Below are 17219 nucleotides of genomic sequence, written 5' to 3'. Positions count from 1 at the left end.
ATACCCACGCCGACGGCCGCGATGAGGCTGACCGCCATGTTGACGTAGAGCAGGACCGGCGACCGGGTCTCGCGCGAGGCGTTCGCGTCGACGACGGCCGCGCCCACGTCGAACAGCGGATACACGACCAGCAGCACGGCCGCGACGGGGGTGATCTCCTTGGCCATGGTGAGCATCACCAGGGCCCAGACAATGGCGAACGCGAACCGGACGAAGTACAGCCTGCGCAGAGCGGAGGCTGTCCCTGTGGTGGTTGACGGAGCAGCGATGCTGGTCACGTTGATCCTTAGATGGAATCCGACGGAGGTCGAAGTTCAGGTTCGGGCGTTGCATGACCCGCTGACACACCCAATGCAAGACTGAACGTTCTGTTCGCTATAGCCTGGCAAGTGAAGTGCGACGTGTCAATACCGAACGTTCTATGCATCTAACAGGTCATGACTACGATCGCCACAGGATCGTCGGCAGGTTCGCGCGCGGCACGCACCGGGCGGGGGCGCCTGTGGTTCCCTCGCCGTGAGCGCGGCGGCTACGTGCCGGGCCACCTCGGCGGGCGTGAGCCTCGGTCGAAGACCAGCGTGTCCGGCAGTCGCAGCCGGGTGAGCTCGACCAGCCGGACGGCGCCGAGCGAGGTGAGCCCGGGATCGGTGAACGCGCGGTCGGCGGCAAGCCGTTCACCGGGCCCCGCCCCGCACAGAGAGGCCGTCTCCCGCAGGACCGTCTCCAGGACGGCGTCCGGCGAGGCGAGCAACTCGGCCCCGGCACGCCCTTCGGGCCGGGGCAGGTCCAGCGAGACGGCCGTACGCCACCTGGCCCGACGCCGTACGCGGAACCCGCCGCGATCCGCCGGATCATCACTGTACTCGGCGAGCAACTCCCAGCAGAGGCTGGATCGCCACCGCCTCCGGCTTCGGCGACCCCGTCGCCCTACGCAAGCACTTTCACACGCACCTGGGTCTGCCACCACTGACCTACCGTCGCGCCCACAACGCACCGGGCTCTTTGGAGGTCGCGCGGGGACACCGGCAACAGAAAGGCACAGGCCCCGGCGATCATGGAGTTGCGACGCTCTGTGATCACGTGGCACCTTCGGCGCCGCCGGGCAGAGCGTGTACGGGGGTGACGAAAGCTGCCGTCATCGCCATGAGCCGAGCCGCCGCCGAATACGGCCGCGACGGTGTCCGTGTCAACGCGATCGCGCCCGGCGCCACGATGACCGAGATGATGGTCGCTTGGCAGCAGCGCGACCCGGGCATCATCGAGCACCTCAGCTCCCTCGCCGCCCTCGGCCGCCCTGGCCGGCCGGACGAGATCGCCCATGGTGCTCGGCGTCGACGGCGGCACCGCCTACCGGTATCCCCCAACCGCGCCTATCCGCGTGACCTCTAATAGTGGGGGTAAGCAGTAACTGCCTAGGCAAGTAGTAGCATAGGAGTCATGCCCGCCTCCACGCACAGCCGGCCGCCCACCGAGACCTTCGACGACCTTGTGCGCTGTCAGCTCCGGCTCTACAACGCGCTCGACGAGGCACTCCGCTCCCGTCACGACGTCGTCGTGAGCCAGTTCCTGCTCCTGCGGTATCTCCGCGACCGTGCAGATGTCCGCGCCGCGGACATCGCGGAGCACTTCGCGATCGGGATCGGCTCGACCAGCAAGGCCATCGAACGGCACGTGAAGATGGGCTGGCTCACGCGGGTCGCGCACCCGAGCGACCGCAGGTCCTCGTTCCTCGAACTCACCGACGCCGGACGCCTGCTCGTCGACGCGGCCGAGACGACATTCGATGCGGAACTGTCAGCCCTGCTGGCGGCGCACGCGGACCCGGACTTCCCCACCGCCGTCGCAGCATCGCTTCACACGCTTCGAACCAACCTGGAACGCGCCGAGATCGGCCGTCCCGCCGGTTGACCACGTACGCGCACAGAATTCCGAAGGAGAGCAGGATGCGTTACGCCCTGAACGTCGGGCTGAACCCGCTCGTCGTCGCAGACCCCGACGACCCGAGCGAGGCCTTCCCCACGGTGACCCCCGAGGAGGTACAGGCAGGACTGGACGCCGCCGCCCGGGACCTCGCCGACATCGGCCTGACGCTGGAGAACTGCCTGCTCGACCGGAAGGAAGGGGCCGAGCTGCAGTTCCTCGATGTCGTGCGTCAGAAGCACTACGACATCATCGTGTTCGGGGGCGGTGTGCGTTTGGAGCCGTCCATGACGCCGTTGTTCGAGCGACTCGTCAACATCGCCCGGACGCACGCGCCGCAGGCCATTTGGTGTTTCAACACGGGACCGAACACCACAGCGGAAGCCGTGCGACGGTGGTGGCCCCACAGCTAGGCGGTTGTTTCGTTTGGATCAGCGGGCGGACCAGAGGAAGATGCCCGCGATGTGAAGTCCGGCGAGGTCGATGGTCGCGGTCTTCTCATAGCGCCGCGGCGGCGGCCAGACCGTTCTTACTGACCGTTTCAGAATGATCGCGAGAGCCGCCGCAGGCAGATGATCGAGCAGGCGAGTTCGAGGAGACCCCGGTGAAGGTCTGCCCGGCGCTCGTAGCGGATGCGCAGGCGCTTGAACTGGTGCAGCCAGGCGAACGCGCGTTCCACGACCCAGCGCACTTTGCCGAGTCCGGAGCCGTGAGCAATGCCGCGTCGGGCGATCATCGGCTTGATACCGCGCTTCCACAGCTGGCGGCGGTACTTGTCGAAGTCGTAGCCCCGGTCGGCGTACAGTCGCCGGGGCCGACGGCGCGGCCGCCCCCGCAGACCTCGGATCAATGGGACTGCATCCACCAGCGGCAGGAGCTGGGTGACGTCGTGTCGGTTGCCTCCCGTGAGCGTGACGGCCAGCGGGGTGCCGTTGCGGTCGACGATCAGGTGGTGCTTTGAGCCGGGGCGGGCACGGTCGACCGGTGAGGGACCAACATGGTCCCCCCTTTCAGGGCTCGGACGTGTGAGCCGTCGACGGCGCAGTCGTCCAGGTACAGCAGGCTCGCTCGTCGAAGCTCGGTCAGCAGGGCGGCGTGCAGTCGGGGCCACACTCCGGCCTCGGTCCAATCCCGCAGCCTGCGCCATGCCGTGACTCCGGAGCAACCCACGGTCCCTGCTGGAACGTCGCGCCAGGCAACGCCGGTCCGCAGCACGTACAGCACGCCTGCGAGCGCTATCCGGTCCGAAACGCGCAGACGTCCAGGGTGGCGAAAACGGCGCACGGGAACGGGCGGCAGCAGCGGCGCGACGCGCTCCCACAGGGCATCCGGCACAAGATCAGCACGCACCCGCACAGCCTGCCGATCAAGATCGCCAGATGCAAGATCACAGACTCGCTGAAGCCATCGATAAGATCGGCCAGTAGCCTTGTTCTGACAGGATCGACGTACCGCCGATGCCGCTTTCACCGCGGCTTGCGTCGCAATAGGTCACGGCCCCGACGAGCACCACGAGGAAGCTCGCGGGACAGCCTTCTGGTGGACCACCAGCCTTCCTGCGTGGCCTCACGGAGTGGTCGTGTTCTGGCAGCACGGCCGAGACTGGCGGTTCATCCCCCTGGACCGTGATGAGAAACCAGTCCAGGAAGGCGCCGAACGACTCCCCTGGCCGGCCGAGCTACCACCAGACGAGGCCGCCCAGCGGGTCGCAGAACTACTCGGAGCAAGACCCCGCCTGACGTGAGGCAGCGACCAACGCAGCAGCCATTCTGAAACGATCAGTTAGTGAGCAGCCGTGTCTCCTCCACGCCCCGCGTCCGGCCGCCGTCGGCTTGGTCGTGTGCCGGTAGGTCAAGTGCGGCGAGGACAGCCGCTGGATCTGCTCGGCCGTGGCGACTTGAGCGCCTTGAGGAGACGCAGCGCATCCACGCGTAGGTCACTGCTCGACCCTCCTCGTGGTCGAAGGTGCAGGGGCGCGGAGAGCACTGCGCCGAAGAGCAGGCCGAACCCGCGCCTGCCCGTCGGACATGCGTGCGCGTCGAGACAGGTGGCCGTTAGCGCTCTGGCGTTCCAGCGCGAGAGCGGACGTCCCAGACGACCGTACCCAGCATCGAGTCAGCCGTTTCGGAGGAGTGGCAGCAGGCTTGCACGGGTACTGCTCAGCTCGCCACGCGTGCGCAGGGACATCCGTCATGGAGGGCCGGAGGGAGCACTCCCGCGACCTTCTGCCACACTGCTTCGGCCACCACGACCGGACCACCCACCATGACCGCAGGCACGTCCGTCACCCACTCACCGACCGACGAGCGGCAGGCAGTGGGCGGCGGCTTGACCCGGCGGCCCGTCTCACGCCCAGGCGAGCGCCGTCCGCAGGGCCAGCGGGGTGGCGGCCGCCCAGGCCTGCGGTGAGCAGGAGTGGGCGTTCGGGACAGGACCAGCCGTCGCCGAGCGGTCGTAGCCGGCGAGGACCTCGGGCAGCCGGTGGCCGTGGTGGGCCGCCGCCGTGACGAGACCCTCGGCGAGGATGCGCAGCTCGTTGGTGAGGCCGTGCCGGGCCAGGCCAAGGGCGATGACTGCGTTGTCGTGCGGCCACGCGCTGCCCCGGTGGTAGGAGAGCGGGTGGTAGGGCCGCTGACCGGCGGCGAGGGTACGGATCGCCCAGCCGGAGAAGAAGTCCGGCTCCAGCAGCCGCCGCCCCACCCGGCGGGCGCGCTCCGCATCAAGGATGCCCGACCACAGCAGGTGTCCCGCGTCCGAGGCCAGCGCGTCCGCCTGGTGACCGTCGCCGTCCAGGGCGAGGGCGGGGAAGTCGGCCCCCGGCATCCAGAAGTCCGCGGCGAAGCGGTTCCGCAGCCGGGCCGCGGTGTCGCGGAGCCGAAGCGCGTACGCCTCGGCGTCGGGGCGGTTGCTGACCAGACGCAGGTGTTCGGTGAATGTGCCCGCGGTGACGCTCTGCCGCCGGAAGACTGTGTAAGCGGGCGGATGGTCCCGGGTGCCCTCGGGGGTCAGCACGCAGGCGGCCGTGTCGTCGGTCTGCGCCGTGGCCGGCACCAGGGCGACGGGGGCGGTGCCGTCGACGGTGAGCTGCCAGTGGCTGAGGTGCCGGGCGTCCTGGAAGTACAGCCCGTCGGGAGCTGTACCGCGGCTGCCGGTGATCGCCCCGTCGGTGGTCAGACGGACGAAGGTGGCGTCCCGGACCAGCTGGATGCGGGTGTCGGCGGTCATGGCCGAAGCTCCTCGGGGGCAGCGCAGAGCAGGTCGAGTGCGAGGGCGGCGGTCCAGGAGAAGTGCCGGGTGCCGCAGCCCTGGCCGGTGGCCGGATCGATGTACTCGGCGAACCCGGAGCGCTTCGCCTGGTCGACGAAGCCCTCGCGGATCCGCTCGGCGTCCAGCTGGAGGCCGTGGGTGCGCAGGCCTCGGTGGATCAGCCAGGCCGTGTTGAACCAGGCCGGTCCGCGCCAGTAGCGGTGCTTGTCGAAGGCGTGGCCGGTCAGCTCGTAACTGGGGACCAGTTCCGTGGCCGGGGCCCTGAATCGTGGGCCGAGGAGGGTGGCGCGCAGGCTGCGGACCATGTCCTCGGGCAGGTGCGGGACGAGCAGCGGGATCAGACCGCTGACGCTGCCTTCGTCGACCAGGGTGTCGTCGTGCAGGTCGCGCACGCGGAACAAGCCGGCCTCCTCGTCCAGAGCCGGTCCACCAGTGTGCTGGTGAGCCGGTCGGCCCGCTGGGTGTGCCGCTCGTGGGGCAGGCCCAGCTCGCGGGACATGGCGGCCAGGGCCAGTTCACTGGTGATCAGCAGGGCGTTGAAGGAGGGGTCCTCCCCGGCGAAGCGGTGCCGCAGGGCCCGGTCGTCGTAGCCGGCTTCGCGGTAGTCGGCGGGAGTGCGCGACGGGATGCCGACGGCGCTCCAGGGCCGTTTGCCGGATGCGGTCGGTGTCCACACCCGGTCGGCCCAGGGTGGCATGCCGGGCGGCGGGGAAGCCGTGTGACCGGGCGGTCGCTGTCCTGAGGTAGGACTGATGGGTGCGCTCGAGCCGTCGCGCGGCGAATCGATGGGGTCGCCCGCGGCCCGTATGACCCGGCGGTGAAGGAGCACCCAGGGCGGCCCACTGGTAGCCCGCGACGGCGGGTTTCGCTCCGGCGAGCTGCGCGGGGACAGGAGCACCGACGGCGAGAGCTGCGGCCGAGCCGAGCAGGGCCGGACAAGTACGGAAGGGTGCCATGAATCGCAGTCGGGCAGGTCAAGCGGCCGGTTGCCGCTGACTCATCCGGATCCGCCGATGACAACTCCCGTGCCGGAAGCTGTCGGGGTGTGGGTCTCCAGCGATGAGGGAGTCGAACGGCGCGAACGCGTGGGGTGGTGTAGTTCGCGCCAGGCCCGTGGTGAGATACCGTAGGCCTGCTTGAACGCCTTGCTGAAGTGGGTGGCGTCCATGAAACCCCAGCGGCGGCCGATACTCGCGATGGTCTGCACCCGGCCGCTGTGGCTGGCCAGCTCCTGTCTGCACTCGGCCAGGCGGCGGGTGCGGATCCAGTCCCCGAGGCTGATGCCCGACCGCGACAGCACGTTGTAGAGGTGGCGGACGGAGATGCCGTGCGCTGCGGCGATGCGCTGGGCCGACAGGCCCGGGTCGGCCAGGTGAGCGCCGATGTACTGGGTGATGCGCAGACCAAGCATCTCATCTGAGGCCGCCCTGCCGGGGGGAGAGTCTCCCAACTGGGAGGTCACTACGGCCCGGAGAAGTTCCACGCTGGCGCCTATGAGTGACTCGGCGTATGTCCCGGCGCGCAATTCTTCGCTGGTGGCCAGTTGGGAGAAGTACGTGAAGGCCAGGCGTGCGGTGGGGTTGTTCGGACCGAGCGTGACGGCGGCGGCCTCCCGCAGCGTGCGTTGCGGGAGTGCGAGTGCCTCGCGCGGGATGCGCAGGGAGAGGTAGCCGAAGTTCTGCTCGAAGCGCAGGGTGTACGGCGCGGTCGATTCGAAGACCACGAGGTTCCCCGGTCCTACGACGCACTGGCGGCCGTACTGCCCGACCTGGTTAGACCCCGTCACCTGGAGACCAAGGAAGACCGCCGGCTCGTGGTCCTCGCGGGCCAGCCGCGCCGTACGGCGCAAGCTAACCGGAGTTCCCTGAGCCGAGCACACCTTCATCGGGCCCACAGTGCCGAGTCCCATACGGGCCCCAATGTCCTCCGGGGAGGTGTGATGGTCGATGTCGACCCGGGAGAAGGATTCCCACAGTGCGTGCCGGATCGTGTCCCGTCGGTCTGGCGGCGCCACGAGCGAGGCATCGAGCACCCCAGCCTTGCCAACCGCAGGTGCCGCTCGTCCCTGGCCCGGCGAGACGACGGCGCGGTGACGTGTTCCTCCCACAAGCCCTCCCCCACACCTTAACCCGCTCTCGAACAGAGATCAGGATGCGTCCTTGGACACCCGCCACACAAGGCACCGGCCATGCAACGCATGCCTACTGCACAACTGACCAACTTCCGTGCACGCACAACAAAGTCGGCCGCCTTGCCACCCGCTACTCTCCTGAAGCGAAACCCGGAACACTCGCAGAGAAAGCTCCAGAATAGATCAGAAGTCAACCTGGAAGGGCGAAGGGCACGGAAGTGTACAGAAGAGAGAAGTGCTTCTCTCAGTCGCCCTCATTTCTTTTCTGACTGTCGGGCGCAACACCGGCACCGGAAGCCCTGCGGGCACCGGCCGGCCACACCAGAAAGACGCTGCCTCCACGCAGGACACCTCTCCGGGACCTGAACTCCGCAGAAGAAGTGGAGATGGACCGCGCGGAGCAGGACCTCGTCATGCAGTGCATGCAGCGCCAGGGCTTCCGCTACTGACACGGCCCAGTCGCGAGCGTCGCGGAACGCAAAGTCGGCCGCCTACGTCGTGGACGACGTCGCTTGGGCCCGCCAGTACGGCTACGGACGGCCTTTCGACATCGCAGCGACGAAGTCCCGTCGCGACCACCCCAACATCACTTACGCCAACGCGCTCCCCAAAAAGGAACGCGTCACTACCGCCCCGACGTCCTCGACGGCTGCCTCACCGGCACCGGCCTCCAGCACAAACCACCATGACGACCTTACGCATTCAGGGTCAGTAGTGTTTAAGGAGGGCGGGCGGGACCCGAGAACTACTGACCACCCAGTTGCAGTACGAGCCTATTTTGGGGCAGAAATTACCGTGAGGTACTCCTGGGTACGGAAACCAACCGACTGGTACACGGGCTCGCCCATCTCAGTCGCATAGAGGTACGCCGTGCCGGCACCTGCGGCGAAGCCTGCACGCACCATCTCCAGCGTGACGGCCCGTCCGTAACCATGCCGCCTGTAGCTCGGGAGCGTAGTGATGTTGAAAATGCCTGTCAGATCACCAGATACGGCCGTCATGCCCGTTCCCACAGGAACGCCATCCAACTCCGCCAGGTAGAACGCCAGCCCGTCCATCTTTCCCAGAGACGGTTCGGCAAGCACCTCGAACATCTCGTACGGCGCTTCGAAGCCTGCCGCCACAGTCCTGGCATACAGGTCCAGCTCATCGATCGGCACAACCCGTACACGAAGGCCATCAACGACCTGCTCCGCCGGTACCCCTTCGTCAGAGCGCCGGACCATCAGTGGCTCCCGCTCGAAATGAGTCAGGCCGTGCTGCGCTGCCGCCTCAGCGATCCGCGGCCCGGGGACACCCCGGACCTGGATACTCCAGGGGACCCCCCACGGGCTCTCCGCGGCAGCCAGCGCCGCGATCTCCTCGGCGCTCGGCTCCGGACTGGGACTGATGATTACGTTGAGCGCGGCGATCGGCGCCCCGGAGATCGCGAGCACGGAGCCCTGTGTACCCCGTCGGGTGCGCCCCGTAGTGGCAGCGGCCAGGTCCGCGAATGCGTCGGCATAGGCGGACACAATCGCCATCAACCGATCATCTTTCGGGTTCATTGAGCCATCCTACTGACCTTCAAAGCGTGTGTCGTAGGGGATGACGCCTCATGATCCCTGCGGTATGCCGACCGCATGAGGTATGCGCAAGGGGGGCTGTACGGTGAGTGCGTCTGTTTCGTAGTCGGTGGTGACGGTGAGTGCTCGCCTGTGATCATTGAGCGTGTATGAGGCGAACACGCTTGTGGGAACGGTGTTTTCGGGGTTGCCGGCGTTGGTCATCGAGGATGTGGCGGACGGTGGCGAGACAGTCCGGGTTTCGGCTCGGACCCGGGATGTTCCCGTTCCCTGTCCGGTGTGCGGGGTGGTGACGGAGAGGGTCCACGGGTATCACGGCCGGACGGTGCGGGATGTGCCGGTCGACGGCCGGCAGGTCGTGGTCCGGGTGAGGATACGACGGCTGGTCTGTCCGGTCCTGGGCTGCAGGCGGCAGACCTTCCGAGAGCAGGTCCCCGGGTTCCTGGAGCGCCATCAACGCCGCACCACACGTCTGACCGGCCAGCTCTCCGAGCTGGTCAAGGAGTTGTGCGGCCGGGCGTCCGCGCGAGTCGCGCGATCGCTGGCCATGCCCGTGTCGTACGCCTCCGCCCTGCGGCTGCTGCGGCGGGTGCCCGTGCCGGAGGTGCAGATCCCGCAGGTGATCGGGGTCGACGACTTCGCCCTGCGGCGCCGGCACAGCTACGCCACGATCATCATCAATGCCGAGACCGGTGAGCGAATCGAGGTACTGCCCGGCCGCGAGGCCGCCACTTTGGAGGCCTGGCTGACTCTGCTGCGCAATTGGCGAGGTCTACGCGGTAAGCCGGTAGGCGAGGCGTTCGAGGCGGCTGGTGCGGACACGGCGGAGGGGCTGGTCGCTCCAGTGGGCGTCCAGCCGAACCACGTTGACCGCGGCTGCGGAGAAGGCGTGCTGGAGGCGGACCTTGGGCAGCCCGCGGTAGCGGGCCCGGCGCAGGCCGGTGATGTCCATGGCCTGGTTGACGGTGCCCTCGACGCCGGCGCGCAGGGCGTACTTGGTCCGCCAGGCCGGGGTGTCCTGCTCGGTGCGGGCCTTGTCGGTGGTCTCGTGGATCTCCTTGGGCCGCAGGGTGAGCATGCGGTTGCCGCGGGCGGCGCTGGTGCAGCGGTCCTTGACGGCAGTTGCCGCAGTCGGACTTGGCGAACTCGATGACGATGGCGTCGCGTCCGTGCTGGGTGACGGGGTGCCGGCCGGTGCTGGCGTGTCCTTCGGGGCAGCGGACGGTCCGGGTCGTCCAGTCGATGCGGAAGGCGCTCTTGGCGAACCCCTCGGCGGTCCTGGCCTGGGGGGAGTGGTCGGCCAGCAGCGGGGTGTCCATGGCGATGCCGTTCTTTGCGGCTGCGGTGACCAGGTCGGCCGAGGGGTAGCCGGAGTCGAGGTAGTGCTCGCCTGGGGCGAGGTCGCGGTCGGCGAGCCGCTGCTGGATACCGGTCGTGGCCTTCACATCCGGGACGGTGGCGTCGGTGGTGTGCACGTCGGTGATCAGGTTCGGCCGTGGGCCGGCCCGCCGTCCGGCTTCGGCTTCGGCTTCGGCTTCGGCTTCGGCTTCGGCTTCGGCTTCGGCTTCGGCGGGGGTATCGCAGCTCTCGGTGAGGTGGATCTTGAGTCCGCACCAAAACAGGTCCTCGCCCTTCGCCGCCCAGCGTGCGTCGGTGTCGTAGGGGGAGGCCAGACGGCGTCTTCCGGGCGGGACGCCCTCGTCGTCGGCGTCCCGCTTCACGATCACCTCCCGCCCCCGGGTATCGGCGCGCACGTAGTAGGTCTGCACCAGGACCTGCCGCAGGATCTGCACGGCCCCGACATCGCGGACCCACATCGGGGCGGCCGCGTCGTAGGCGGCCCGCACGATCGCATAGCCGTCCTGCGCGAACACCTGCGCCAGCCGGTCCCGCTTGGTCTTGGACGAGGCATGGTCCAGCCGTTCACCCTCGGTCCGTAGCGGTGGGCGAACTCGGCGACGTCGACCTGGTCGGCCAGCCAGGTGGGAGTGCCACCGCGAGGGCCTCCAGCGCCGCGCGTACGCTCTGCCCAGCCAGCTCCAGCCGGTTCAGGTCCCGCACCGCAGAGATGACGTGGGTGGCATCGGTACGCTGTTTGCCGCCGGCGCCGACCAGCCCGCCGTCGCGGCAGTGGTCGACCAGTCGGTCGAAGCCCACCCGCTCCAGGCCATGCTCGGCCAACCGCGCCCGGAAACGGGCCAGCACACTGGGATCGAAGCCGGTATCCGTCAGCTCCGCCCCGATCGCGTACTTCCAATCGATCGCCCGGACGGCCATCGCGGCAGCCTGCCAGTCGGTCAGGTTCTCGGCGAACTGCAGCATCGTGACCAGCGACAGCACCGCCGGCGCCATCCACGGGGCACCCCGGACCCCGAAGGCGCCGGTGAACGGCTCGTCCGCGAAAGCCTCCGCCAGACGGTCCCGCACTCGAATCGGCAGACTCCCCTTGGGGAACGCCGCCCGGGCAACCGCAGCGGTCTGCTCTGGGACCTCCGGCAGCCCCTTCGGCTGTTGCGACATCCGCATCATCTCCCCGCGGCCACACGGTAGGAAGCGACCACGGGAGCGATCAACTCGTCAACGCGGCACTCCTCACAGCGAATTACGCAGCAGAGTCGCCCTGGCCGCTGACCAGGACGTAGATGATGGCCGCCAACAGTGTCTCATCAGGCGTGTCCTGCGTCCCGCCGCCCTATGGCCGCACCCTCGACGGCGGGATCAGCGGTTTCGCGATCTCCCATAGCCCGTCCGGAACAATCCAACTCCATGTACCCCGCCCCATGACCGGCGGACGGGCGGTGCCATCGCACTCACCACGTCGATCGGCAATGTATCGACTATGACTCGGCCGATGATGCATGCTTTTGATACCAGTAAGGCGGCGCATCGCACCGGCGCCCGCGTCCCAGGACACCTCCCGCCCGCGTCAGGACGGCACGGCTGGGCAGCGTGCCGACGGGCAAGTGCACCGCCGGGTGCCCTCGCGGCTCTTGTGCCAGGACGGTCGCCTCGCATAGACACGCACCAGCGATGCGCTCACCACTCATCGTGGCAAGTGGATCACCACCGTATCCCGGAGCAGCTCACCGAACACCAAGGAGATACGCTGATCATGCAGGCTCACGATCACGACGGTGCGCAGGACACCGGACGGACCCGGGCCGCACGGCCGAAGTCAGCAGCGCCCCCTGCCCCCGTGCGGATGCCGCTCGCCACAGGCGGCGCGGCGGCTTCGGCTGCCTCGTTACCGGAGTTGCAGCGCATGGTGGGCAACGCGGCCGTGACCCGGATGGTGCAGAGGCAGCGGCACGAGCACGGTCCCGGCACGGGGCATCAGGGCGCAGCCGAGCAGCCCGCTCTGGCAGAGCCGGTGCAGCGCCGGACCGCGGTGCACGAGGCGCTGAGCGACAGCGGGAAGCCGATCCCGGAACCGCTGCTCGGGGAGATGGAGGCTCGGATGGGGGCCAACTTCTCCGATGTCCGGCTCCACACGGACGCGGCGGCGAAGGCGTCGGCGGCGGAGCAGAAGGCACGGGCGCTCACGTCGGGCAACCATGTGGTGCTGGGCGACGGCGGACACGACAAGCGGACACTGGCACACGAGCTGACGCATGTGATCCAGCAACGGCACGGCCCGGTAGCAGGCACGGACAACGGTTCGGGGCTGCGCGTGTCGGACCCGGGTGACCGGTTCGAACGGGCCGCGGAGGCAAACGCACGAGCAGTGATGAGCCGTCCAATACCTCACACCACCGCCGAGGTCGGACCCGAGCCCGGCCACATGGGTGGGACCGAGCACACAGCGCCGGAACGCGCTGCGGCGCTCCAGCGCGACGCCGGCAACGCGGCCGTCGTGCAGTTGTTGCAGAAGGCCGGTCACGCCTCGGCCCACGAGCGGCACTCCTCCGTAGTCCAGCGCATCACGGAGAAGCAGGTCTCCAACACGGCCGCCCGGCGCCTCATGCTCGCGCGCTCGGTCATTAGACAGGTGAAGGATCTCGTGCCGAACGCGGGAAACCAGCAGCGCGCCCTGGAGAGGACGATGCTCAATTCGAGAATGCGCCACATGGTCATGTCCAGGCCGGAGTTCTGGACCGACGCCCCCCCCGTGGTCTGATCCTGCCGACCTGACCTTGGCAAAGGCGGTACACGCGCAGGGTGGAAACTGCTCTGAGCAGGCGGTGATGGCTTTTTCGATCCTTCGCTCAAGTTCCTTTAACGAGCGCATAAGGATGGTGAGCGTCAGCGGCATTGATCACGCGTTCGTACTCATAGGGGATGATCACGAACCACAGTCGGAATGGGTCGTGGCCGATCCCTGGCCCACGAAGGCGCAAGCCTGTCTGTGGGAAGACCACTACTTCCACGCCGACTTCTCGGAGCTTGAGATCTCTGGTGACCTCATAACGGATAGCCAGGGCACGGCTGCTGAGCTCACCGGGCAGATAAGGCTCAACAACGCCGGGAGGTTCGTCTCACAGTGGAGCCTGAGCTCCTTGAGGCATATGACGGGCCCACAACTCGCCGCAATGCTCGAGCGGAACGGAGCCGATATCGACGCGCGGTCGTTCACCTCGGAGGACATCCTTGAGGGGGTGAGGATGTTCAACAATGAGCCACTCTCGAGCATCATCGAACACACCGATGCGACAGGTAACTATGAGGAACTGTTCCTATGGTGTCTGGGCGAGGTCGAACCGCACATCGTGAAGTCCCTCGCGGAGAGTGGCCAGGAATGGGAGCCGTCGAGAGAATTGGTCACGGAGGGGATCCATGCGGAGAGTAATAACAATCCGGAACACGAGGTCTGGAACCAAAAACATTCCACCCGTGACCCCCGAGGCGCGAGATATTACACCTGGACGGGGCAGCAGAACGAATGGATTTGATAGAAGATAGGATTTTTCCCGGTCAGCGTGCCCCAGGGCGATTGCAAAGTGGCGGTGATCTCGTGAGTGTGCAGGTCACGGCGGTGTGACGATGCCGGGAGGGTGCGCGACCGGACGCATCGAAGCTCCGTTGTGGAGGTGACCTTGCCAAGTCGCCTGCGCCCAACGGGGCTTCGACCTCGATTCTTCTGCGGCCTGATCGCGTGGGGTGATCCGGCGTTTTGCCCTGTTTCGTCTCGCCGGTGCGGACGCGGGGCCGTCGCATGACGCTGCGGTGACGTCGGGTTCCACGGGCCCGAGGTGGTGCGGTCCTCTCCTTCCTGGTGTCGTCGGGGTGATGGCCGGTGGTCAGGTGAGGGCCGGGAGTTGGGTGGCTCGCTGCCAGGCGGTGGTGAATGCCGGCGCCCATGGCCATGACTGGTCAAGGTGGAGGGTGTGGCGGCGGGCGTGGGAGGTGAGGCGGGCGGGCAGGTGGTAGAGCTTGCGGCGGATGGTGTCGGGTTCGGCGGCGGCGAGGTGGGGTGTGTCGTGCAGGAGGAGGAGCACCGTCCAGGCGTCGAGATCCGCGGCGAGGGTGGCGGCCAAGACCCAGGCGGTGTTGATCTGCCAGGACGCGGAGGGCACCAGGCCCAGTCCGATCCGCTTGATCGCCTTGACGCGGTCTTCGACCTCGGCGTGGTCGCGGTAGAGGGCGTCGACGAACCACACCTGCCCGGAACCGGGAACGCCGGAAAGCCCCTGGTGGGCGGGGATGTTCGTGGCGACAATCTGGTAACGCCATCCCGTTCGCCGTTCGAAGACGGTCAGCTTCTTCTCATCCCGTCGGGAGGGTTTGACCCGGCGCACGACCAGCCGCGTCCCCCCGGGCCAGCCGGTCAGGTCACGCACGCCGGTGAGTTCGGCGACCTGGTAGGTGACCTTGTCCCCGTCGGGTCCGGTGATCTCGTGGACCTCGCCGTCCTGCCGCAGCGCGACCGTCCATGCTTTCTCCGGCAGCCTGGCGATGGCCTGCTCGTCGGCGGGGTGGATGGCCCAGCCGGTGACCCACCGCACCCGCCGCCGGCCGGTGGTCAGAGCCTGCAGGTGCTCAAGGAGGTCGTGGCTGAAGCCGGCGCCGTCGATCCGCATCAGCAGCTTCGACCACAGGGGCAGCGGCAGTTGCCGCAGGGCGGCGGCCAGGACTCTCTTATGGTCGGCGACGTCGTTGGAGGCCGCGTTGCCCGCACGCAGCAGCATCGCCACACACTCGCGGGTGTTGGCCACCCACGCCCCCAGCGGATGATGCCCCCAGCTGCCCTTGAACGTACCCGCCGCTCCTTCCTTCTTGCTGGTGCAGGTCACGACGGTGGCGTCGAGGTCGAGGACGTACCAGCCGGCCAGCCGACGCCCGCAAACCGAGATCCAGGGGAAGCCGCCGGGCCGCAGGGCCAGCCAGGTCCACACCAGGCGTCGGACCGCGGCGCGGACCCGCTCGATACGCGCCGCGACCGGAGCGTCGACAGCTTCCAGCGTGCGCCGCAGTGTGCTGTCCGAGACCGGGCTCGGGAACAACGCCCGCCACTGGTACTGCCGTTGCTCAGCGGCGAGGACGTTTGTCGCGCCGAGCGAGATCACGCAGGCCAGATCGCCGCCGTGGCGACGTTCCTGGCCTCGGACGCTTCCAGCTTCGTCAACGGCGCGGAATGGTTCGTCGACGGAGGCCACGTGCAGGTCTGACCGCACTCCTCATGCGGTGGGCAAGCCGGACACCCTGTGGCGGCAGGACCTGGTCCGCGCGCCCAGCACCACACCGTGCTCTGCGCCCGCTCCAGGACAACGGTCGGCTCCGGCCGTCCGCGCGCGGCAGCCGGTCGTGTCGGCGGGGCTGGTGTCCGGGTGACCGCCTGCGCCCCGCAGGCGCCTGGGGGTGCCGGTAGCGAAGCGCACAGGGCACACGCTTCTCGGCGCATTCGGGTCGAGCAGGGCAGCACCCCTCTCAGGAAGCGGTGGGTGCTGACCGCGACCTCGGTCGGCGTGAAGTCGTTGACGTACTCTTCTCAGGCGTCAACCCTGTCTCACGGCACCTTCGGCCCACCGAGGTACTTGCCGTGAGTGTCGTAGGGCCACGCGTTGGGCTTGCAGCCGTTCAGCCCGTCGATCTGCTGCATCATGGCCGGGGCCGGCTTCCCGGGGCCGGGGCAGCCTTCGTGCCCGTGGCCGATGCGGTGGCCTACCTCGTGATTGATGATCAGCGCGCGGTAGTCGGCCAACGAACCAGAGAACTCGGGAGATCCGGTGTTCCAGCGCTTGAGGTTCACGAAGACCCGGGAACCGACGTTGCAGTTGGCTTCGCCGTGTGTCTTGAGGCCCGCGGCCCCGCAGATCCTGTCGACGGTCGCGGGGGAAGCGATGGCGACCACGAAGTCCCGGTCACCTCCGGACACGAGTTGGAAGCCATTGAGACCGTCCGCCGTCCAGGACCTGGGGTCCGCAAAAATCCTGCACACCTCGCGCGCTGCCTTGTCAGCCGACAGCCCGATTCGCCCTTCAACCCGGGCGGCCTGAAGCGCCGGATCTTGCCGCTGCCGACCGGTGGGGCGGATGCCCTTCCCGTGATAAAGCCGTCCGTGTCCTCCGGGGACGCTTGGGAGGACGGCGTCTCGAAGTGCATGGCGTTGTCAGCGCCACTGTCCCCGCCGTCCCCGGATCGCACAAAGTGCTGGACGCCCAGCGTGCCGGCTGCGAGGAGAAGGACGGCCAGGATCGGCATGACTGCCTTGCGGCGGCCGCGCCGGCGGCTGTGTCGCCGGGATTCAGACCGTGTGGGTCCGTCGTGTGTGCGTGTATTCAGGGTCGGGTCGAGTCGGTGTGACGACGTGTCATGTCGGAAGGGAATCCACATTCTGGGTGTTGGTTCAGAGATCCTTGCCGATCCCGGCGGATGGGTTCCGCTCGCGTAGGTGTTCAACGCTTCCCGTTACCTCCGGCGCCGTCGACCGTTGGACGGGCGCTGCTGTCTGTCCGGCCGGTGGCCGCTGCGTCGCAGTGGTCATCTGGAGCGCCGGCAGCGCGGGTGGCGTCAGAGCTGCTTCCGGTCCTGGGCGGGGCGGGGGCCGGGTACGCGGGCACCGGGGTGCGTACCGGACGTGCGCCGTCCGGCGCGGGGAGCTCGTCGAGCGCTGGCGCTCCGGATCCTGCCGCGCGTGCGTGATCGTCTCCGTTCGACGGGATCCACCGGACCGGTTCGGACCAATGAGAGGATGGATCGGCGATGAGTCGACCGGGGACGAGCCGGGCGGTCTCCCCCCCCCCGTCACCCTCGCGCGCGACAACGCTGCCCGGCGAGAGCGGCCCAGGCACACCTGGTGCCTGTGAGGGCAGTGCGCCTGCCCGTGCAGGTATGCGAAGATCTTCCGGTACCCATGGGGGCTGAGCTTGTCGCGGCGCGCAACATTCTGACTGCGCCTG

Annotated in this window: 15 protein-coding genes and 4 pseudogenes; 7 read left to right on the top strand and 12 right to left on the bottom strand. The window is 68.1% G+C overall.

Annotated elements, in window-relative coordinates; all coding sequences use genetic code 11:
• Nucleotides 1–278 (bottom strand): annotated as a pseudogene (locus ACZ470_RS34700) (hypothetical protein); the annotation flags it as partial.
• A 251-nt stretch (nucleotides 279–529) separates the two neighbouring features.
• A complete protein-coding gene (locus tag ACZ470_RS34695; RefSeq protein WP_468433794.1) occupies nucleotides 530–874 on the bottom strand; it encodes an acyl carrier protein in 345 nt (114 codons plus the stop codon).
• Nucleotides 875–1143: 269 nt separating this feature from the next.
• Between ACZ470_RS34695 and ACZ470_RS34690 the strand changes: the two genes are divergently transcribed.
• Genes ACZ470_RS34690 through ACZ470_RS34680 form a run of 3 tightly spaced genes read left to right on the top strand, consistent with a single transcriptional unit; the run spans nucleotide 1144 to nucleotide 2333 of the window.
• On the top strand, nucleotides 1144–1389 hold the full coding sequence (locus ACZ470_RS34690) for an SDR family oxidoreductase (RefSeq protein WP_468433792.1): 246 nt from the start codon (nucleotides 1144–1146) through the stop codon (nucleotides 1387–1389).
• A gap of 48 nt (nucleotides 1390–1437) precedes the next feature.
• Entirely contained in the window at nucleotides 1438–1908 is a 471-nt protein-coding gene (locus ACZ470_RS34685; RefSeq protein WP_468433790.1) for a MarR family winged helix-turn-helix transcriptional regulator, read from the top strand.
• Nucleotides 1909–1943: 35 nt separating this feature from the next.
• Entirely contained in the window at nucleotides 1944–2333 is a 390-nt protein-coding gene (locus tag ACZ470_RS34680) for a hypothetical protein (protein WP_468433789.1), read from the top strand.
• Nucleotides 2334–2461: 128 nt separating this feature from the next.
• Here ACZ470_RS34680 and ACZ470_RS34675 read toward each other — a convergent pair.
• From ACZ470_RS34675 to ACZ470_RS34655, 5 genes and pseudogenes are all read right to left on the bottom strand, one after another.
• Nucleotides 2462–3270, bottom strand: a protein-coding gene (locus ACZ470_RS34675) for an IS5 family transposase (protein ID WP_468433787.1) whose coding sequence is annotated in 2 segments (ribosomal slippage) — nucleotides 2462–2931 and nucleotides 2931–3270 — 810 coding nt in all. Because the reading frame shifts where the segments join, the coding sequence is not laid out codon by codon here.
• A gap of 996 nt (nucleotides 3271–4266) precedes the next feature.
• A complete protein-coding gene (locus ACZ470_RS34670) occupies nucleotides 4267–5145 on the bottom strand; it encodes a glycogen debranching N-terminal domain-containing protein (RefSeq protein ID WP_468433785.1) in 879 nt (292 codons plus the stop codon).
• Nucleotides 5142–5884: pseudogene (locus ACZ470_RS34665) on the bottom strand (MGH1-like glycoside hydrolase domain-containing protein). The gene ACZ470_RS34670 and the pseudogene ACZ470_RS34665 overlap by 4 nt, the downstream one beginning before the upstream one ends.
• Nucleotides 5885–6184: 300 nt before the next feature.
• Nucleotides 6185–7219: an AraC-like ligand-binding domain-containing protein gene (locus ACZ470_RS34660; protein WP_468433783.1), complete on the bottom strand. Its 1035-nt coding sequence runs from the start codon at nucleotides 7217–7219 to the stop codon at nucleotides 6185–6187.
• 872 nt (nucleotides 7220–8091) lie between these two features.
• Nucleotides 8092–8865, bottom strand: coding sequence for a GNAT family N-acetyltransferase (locus ACZ470_RS34655; RefSeq protein WP_468433782.1), 774 nt, complete (start codon nucleotides 8863–8865; stop codon nucleotides 8092–8094).
• A 157-nt stretch (nucleotides 8866–9022) separates the two neighbouring features.
• Here ACZ470_RS34655 and ACZ470_RS34650 point away from each other — a divergent pair.
• Nucleotides 9023–9631, top strand: a pseudogene (locus ACZ470_RS34650) (transposase family protein); the annotation flags it as partial.
• 24 nt (nucleotides 9632–9655) lie between these two features.
• Here the strand turns inward: ACZ470_RS34650 and ACZ470_RS34645 are convergent.
• Entirely contained in the window at nucleotides 9656–9961 is a 306-nt protein-coding gene (locus ACZ470_RS34645) for a transposase (protein ID WP_468433780.1), read from the bottom strand.
• 214 nt (nucleotides 9962–10175) lie between these two features.
• On the opposite strand from ACZ470_RS34645, the gene ACZ470_RS34640 reads away from it, so the two are divergent.
• A complete protein-coding gene (locus ACZ470_RS34640) occupies nucleotides 10176–10823 on the top strand; it encodes a hypothetical protein (RefSeq protein ID WP_468433779.1) in 648 nt (215 codons plus the stop codon).
• Here the strand turns inward: ACZ470_RS34640 and ACZ470_RS34635 are convergent.
• Both ACZ470_RS34635 and ACZ470_RS34630 read right to left on the bottom strand, forming a co-directional pair.
• Entirely contained in the window at nucleotides 10807–11403 is a 597-nt protein-coding gene (locus ACZ470_RS34635; protein ID WP_468433777.1) for a transposase, read from the bottom strand. The two genes, ACZ470_RS34640 and ACZ470_RS34635, sit on opposite strands and share 17 nt — an antisense overlap.
• Nucleotides 11404–11506: 103 nt before the next feature.
• Nucleotides 11507–11665 (bottom strand): annotated as a pseudogene (locus ACZ470_RS34630) (IS5/IS1182 family transposase); the annotation flags it as partial.
• 330 nt (nucleotides 11666–11995) lie between these two features.
• On the opposite strand from ACZ470_RS34630, the gene ACZ470_RS34625 reads away from it, so the two are divergent.
• The gene (locus tag ACZ470_RS34625) at nucleotides 11996–13000 is read left to right on the top strand and encodes an eCIS core domain-containing protein (RefSeq protein WP_468433775.1); all 1005 of its coding nucleotides are present in this window, start codon (nucleotides 11996–11998) and stop codon (nucleotides 12998–13000) included.
• A 67-nt stretch (nucleotides 13001–13067) separates the two neighbouring features.
• Nucleotides 13068–13772 (top strand): hypothetical protein, encoded by a 705-nt coding sequence (locus ACZ470_RS34620; RefSeq protein WP_468433773.1) that lies wholly within the window; start codon nucleotides 13068–13070, stop codon nucleotides 13770–13772.
• 348 nt (nucleotides 13773–14120) lie between these two features.
• Here the strand turns inward: ACZ470_RS34620 and ACZ470_RS34615 are convergent, their stop codons facing one another.
• Together ACZ470_RS34615 and ACZ470_RS34610 are read right to left on the bottom strand one after the other, a co-directional pair.
• Nucleotides 14121–15386 carry an IS1380 family transposase gene (locus ACZ470_RS34615; RefSeq protein ID WP_468433771.1) on the bottom strand — a complete coding sequence of 422 codons (1266 nt, stop codon included), beginning with the start codon at nucleotides 15384–15386 and terminating at the stop codon, nucleotides 14121–14123.
• Nucleotides 15387–15826: 440 nt separating this feature from the next.
• Complete coding sequence (locus ACZ470_RS34610; RefSeq protein ID WP_468433769.1) at nucleotides 15827–16258, bottom strand: DUF3152 domain-containing protein; 432 nt, start codon at nucleotides 16256–16258, stop codon at nucleotides 15827–15829.
• Nucleotides 16259–17219: the final 961 nt, after the last annotated feature.

The sequence above is a fragment of the Streptomyces sp. NPDC031111 genome, assembly GCF_055570675.1.
This window is presented reverse-complemented; position numbering and strand designations above follow the sequence as displayed.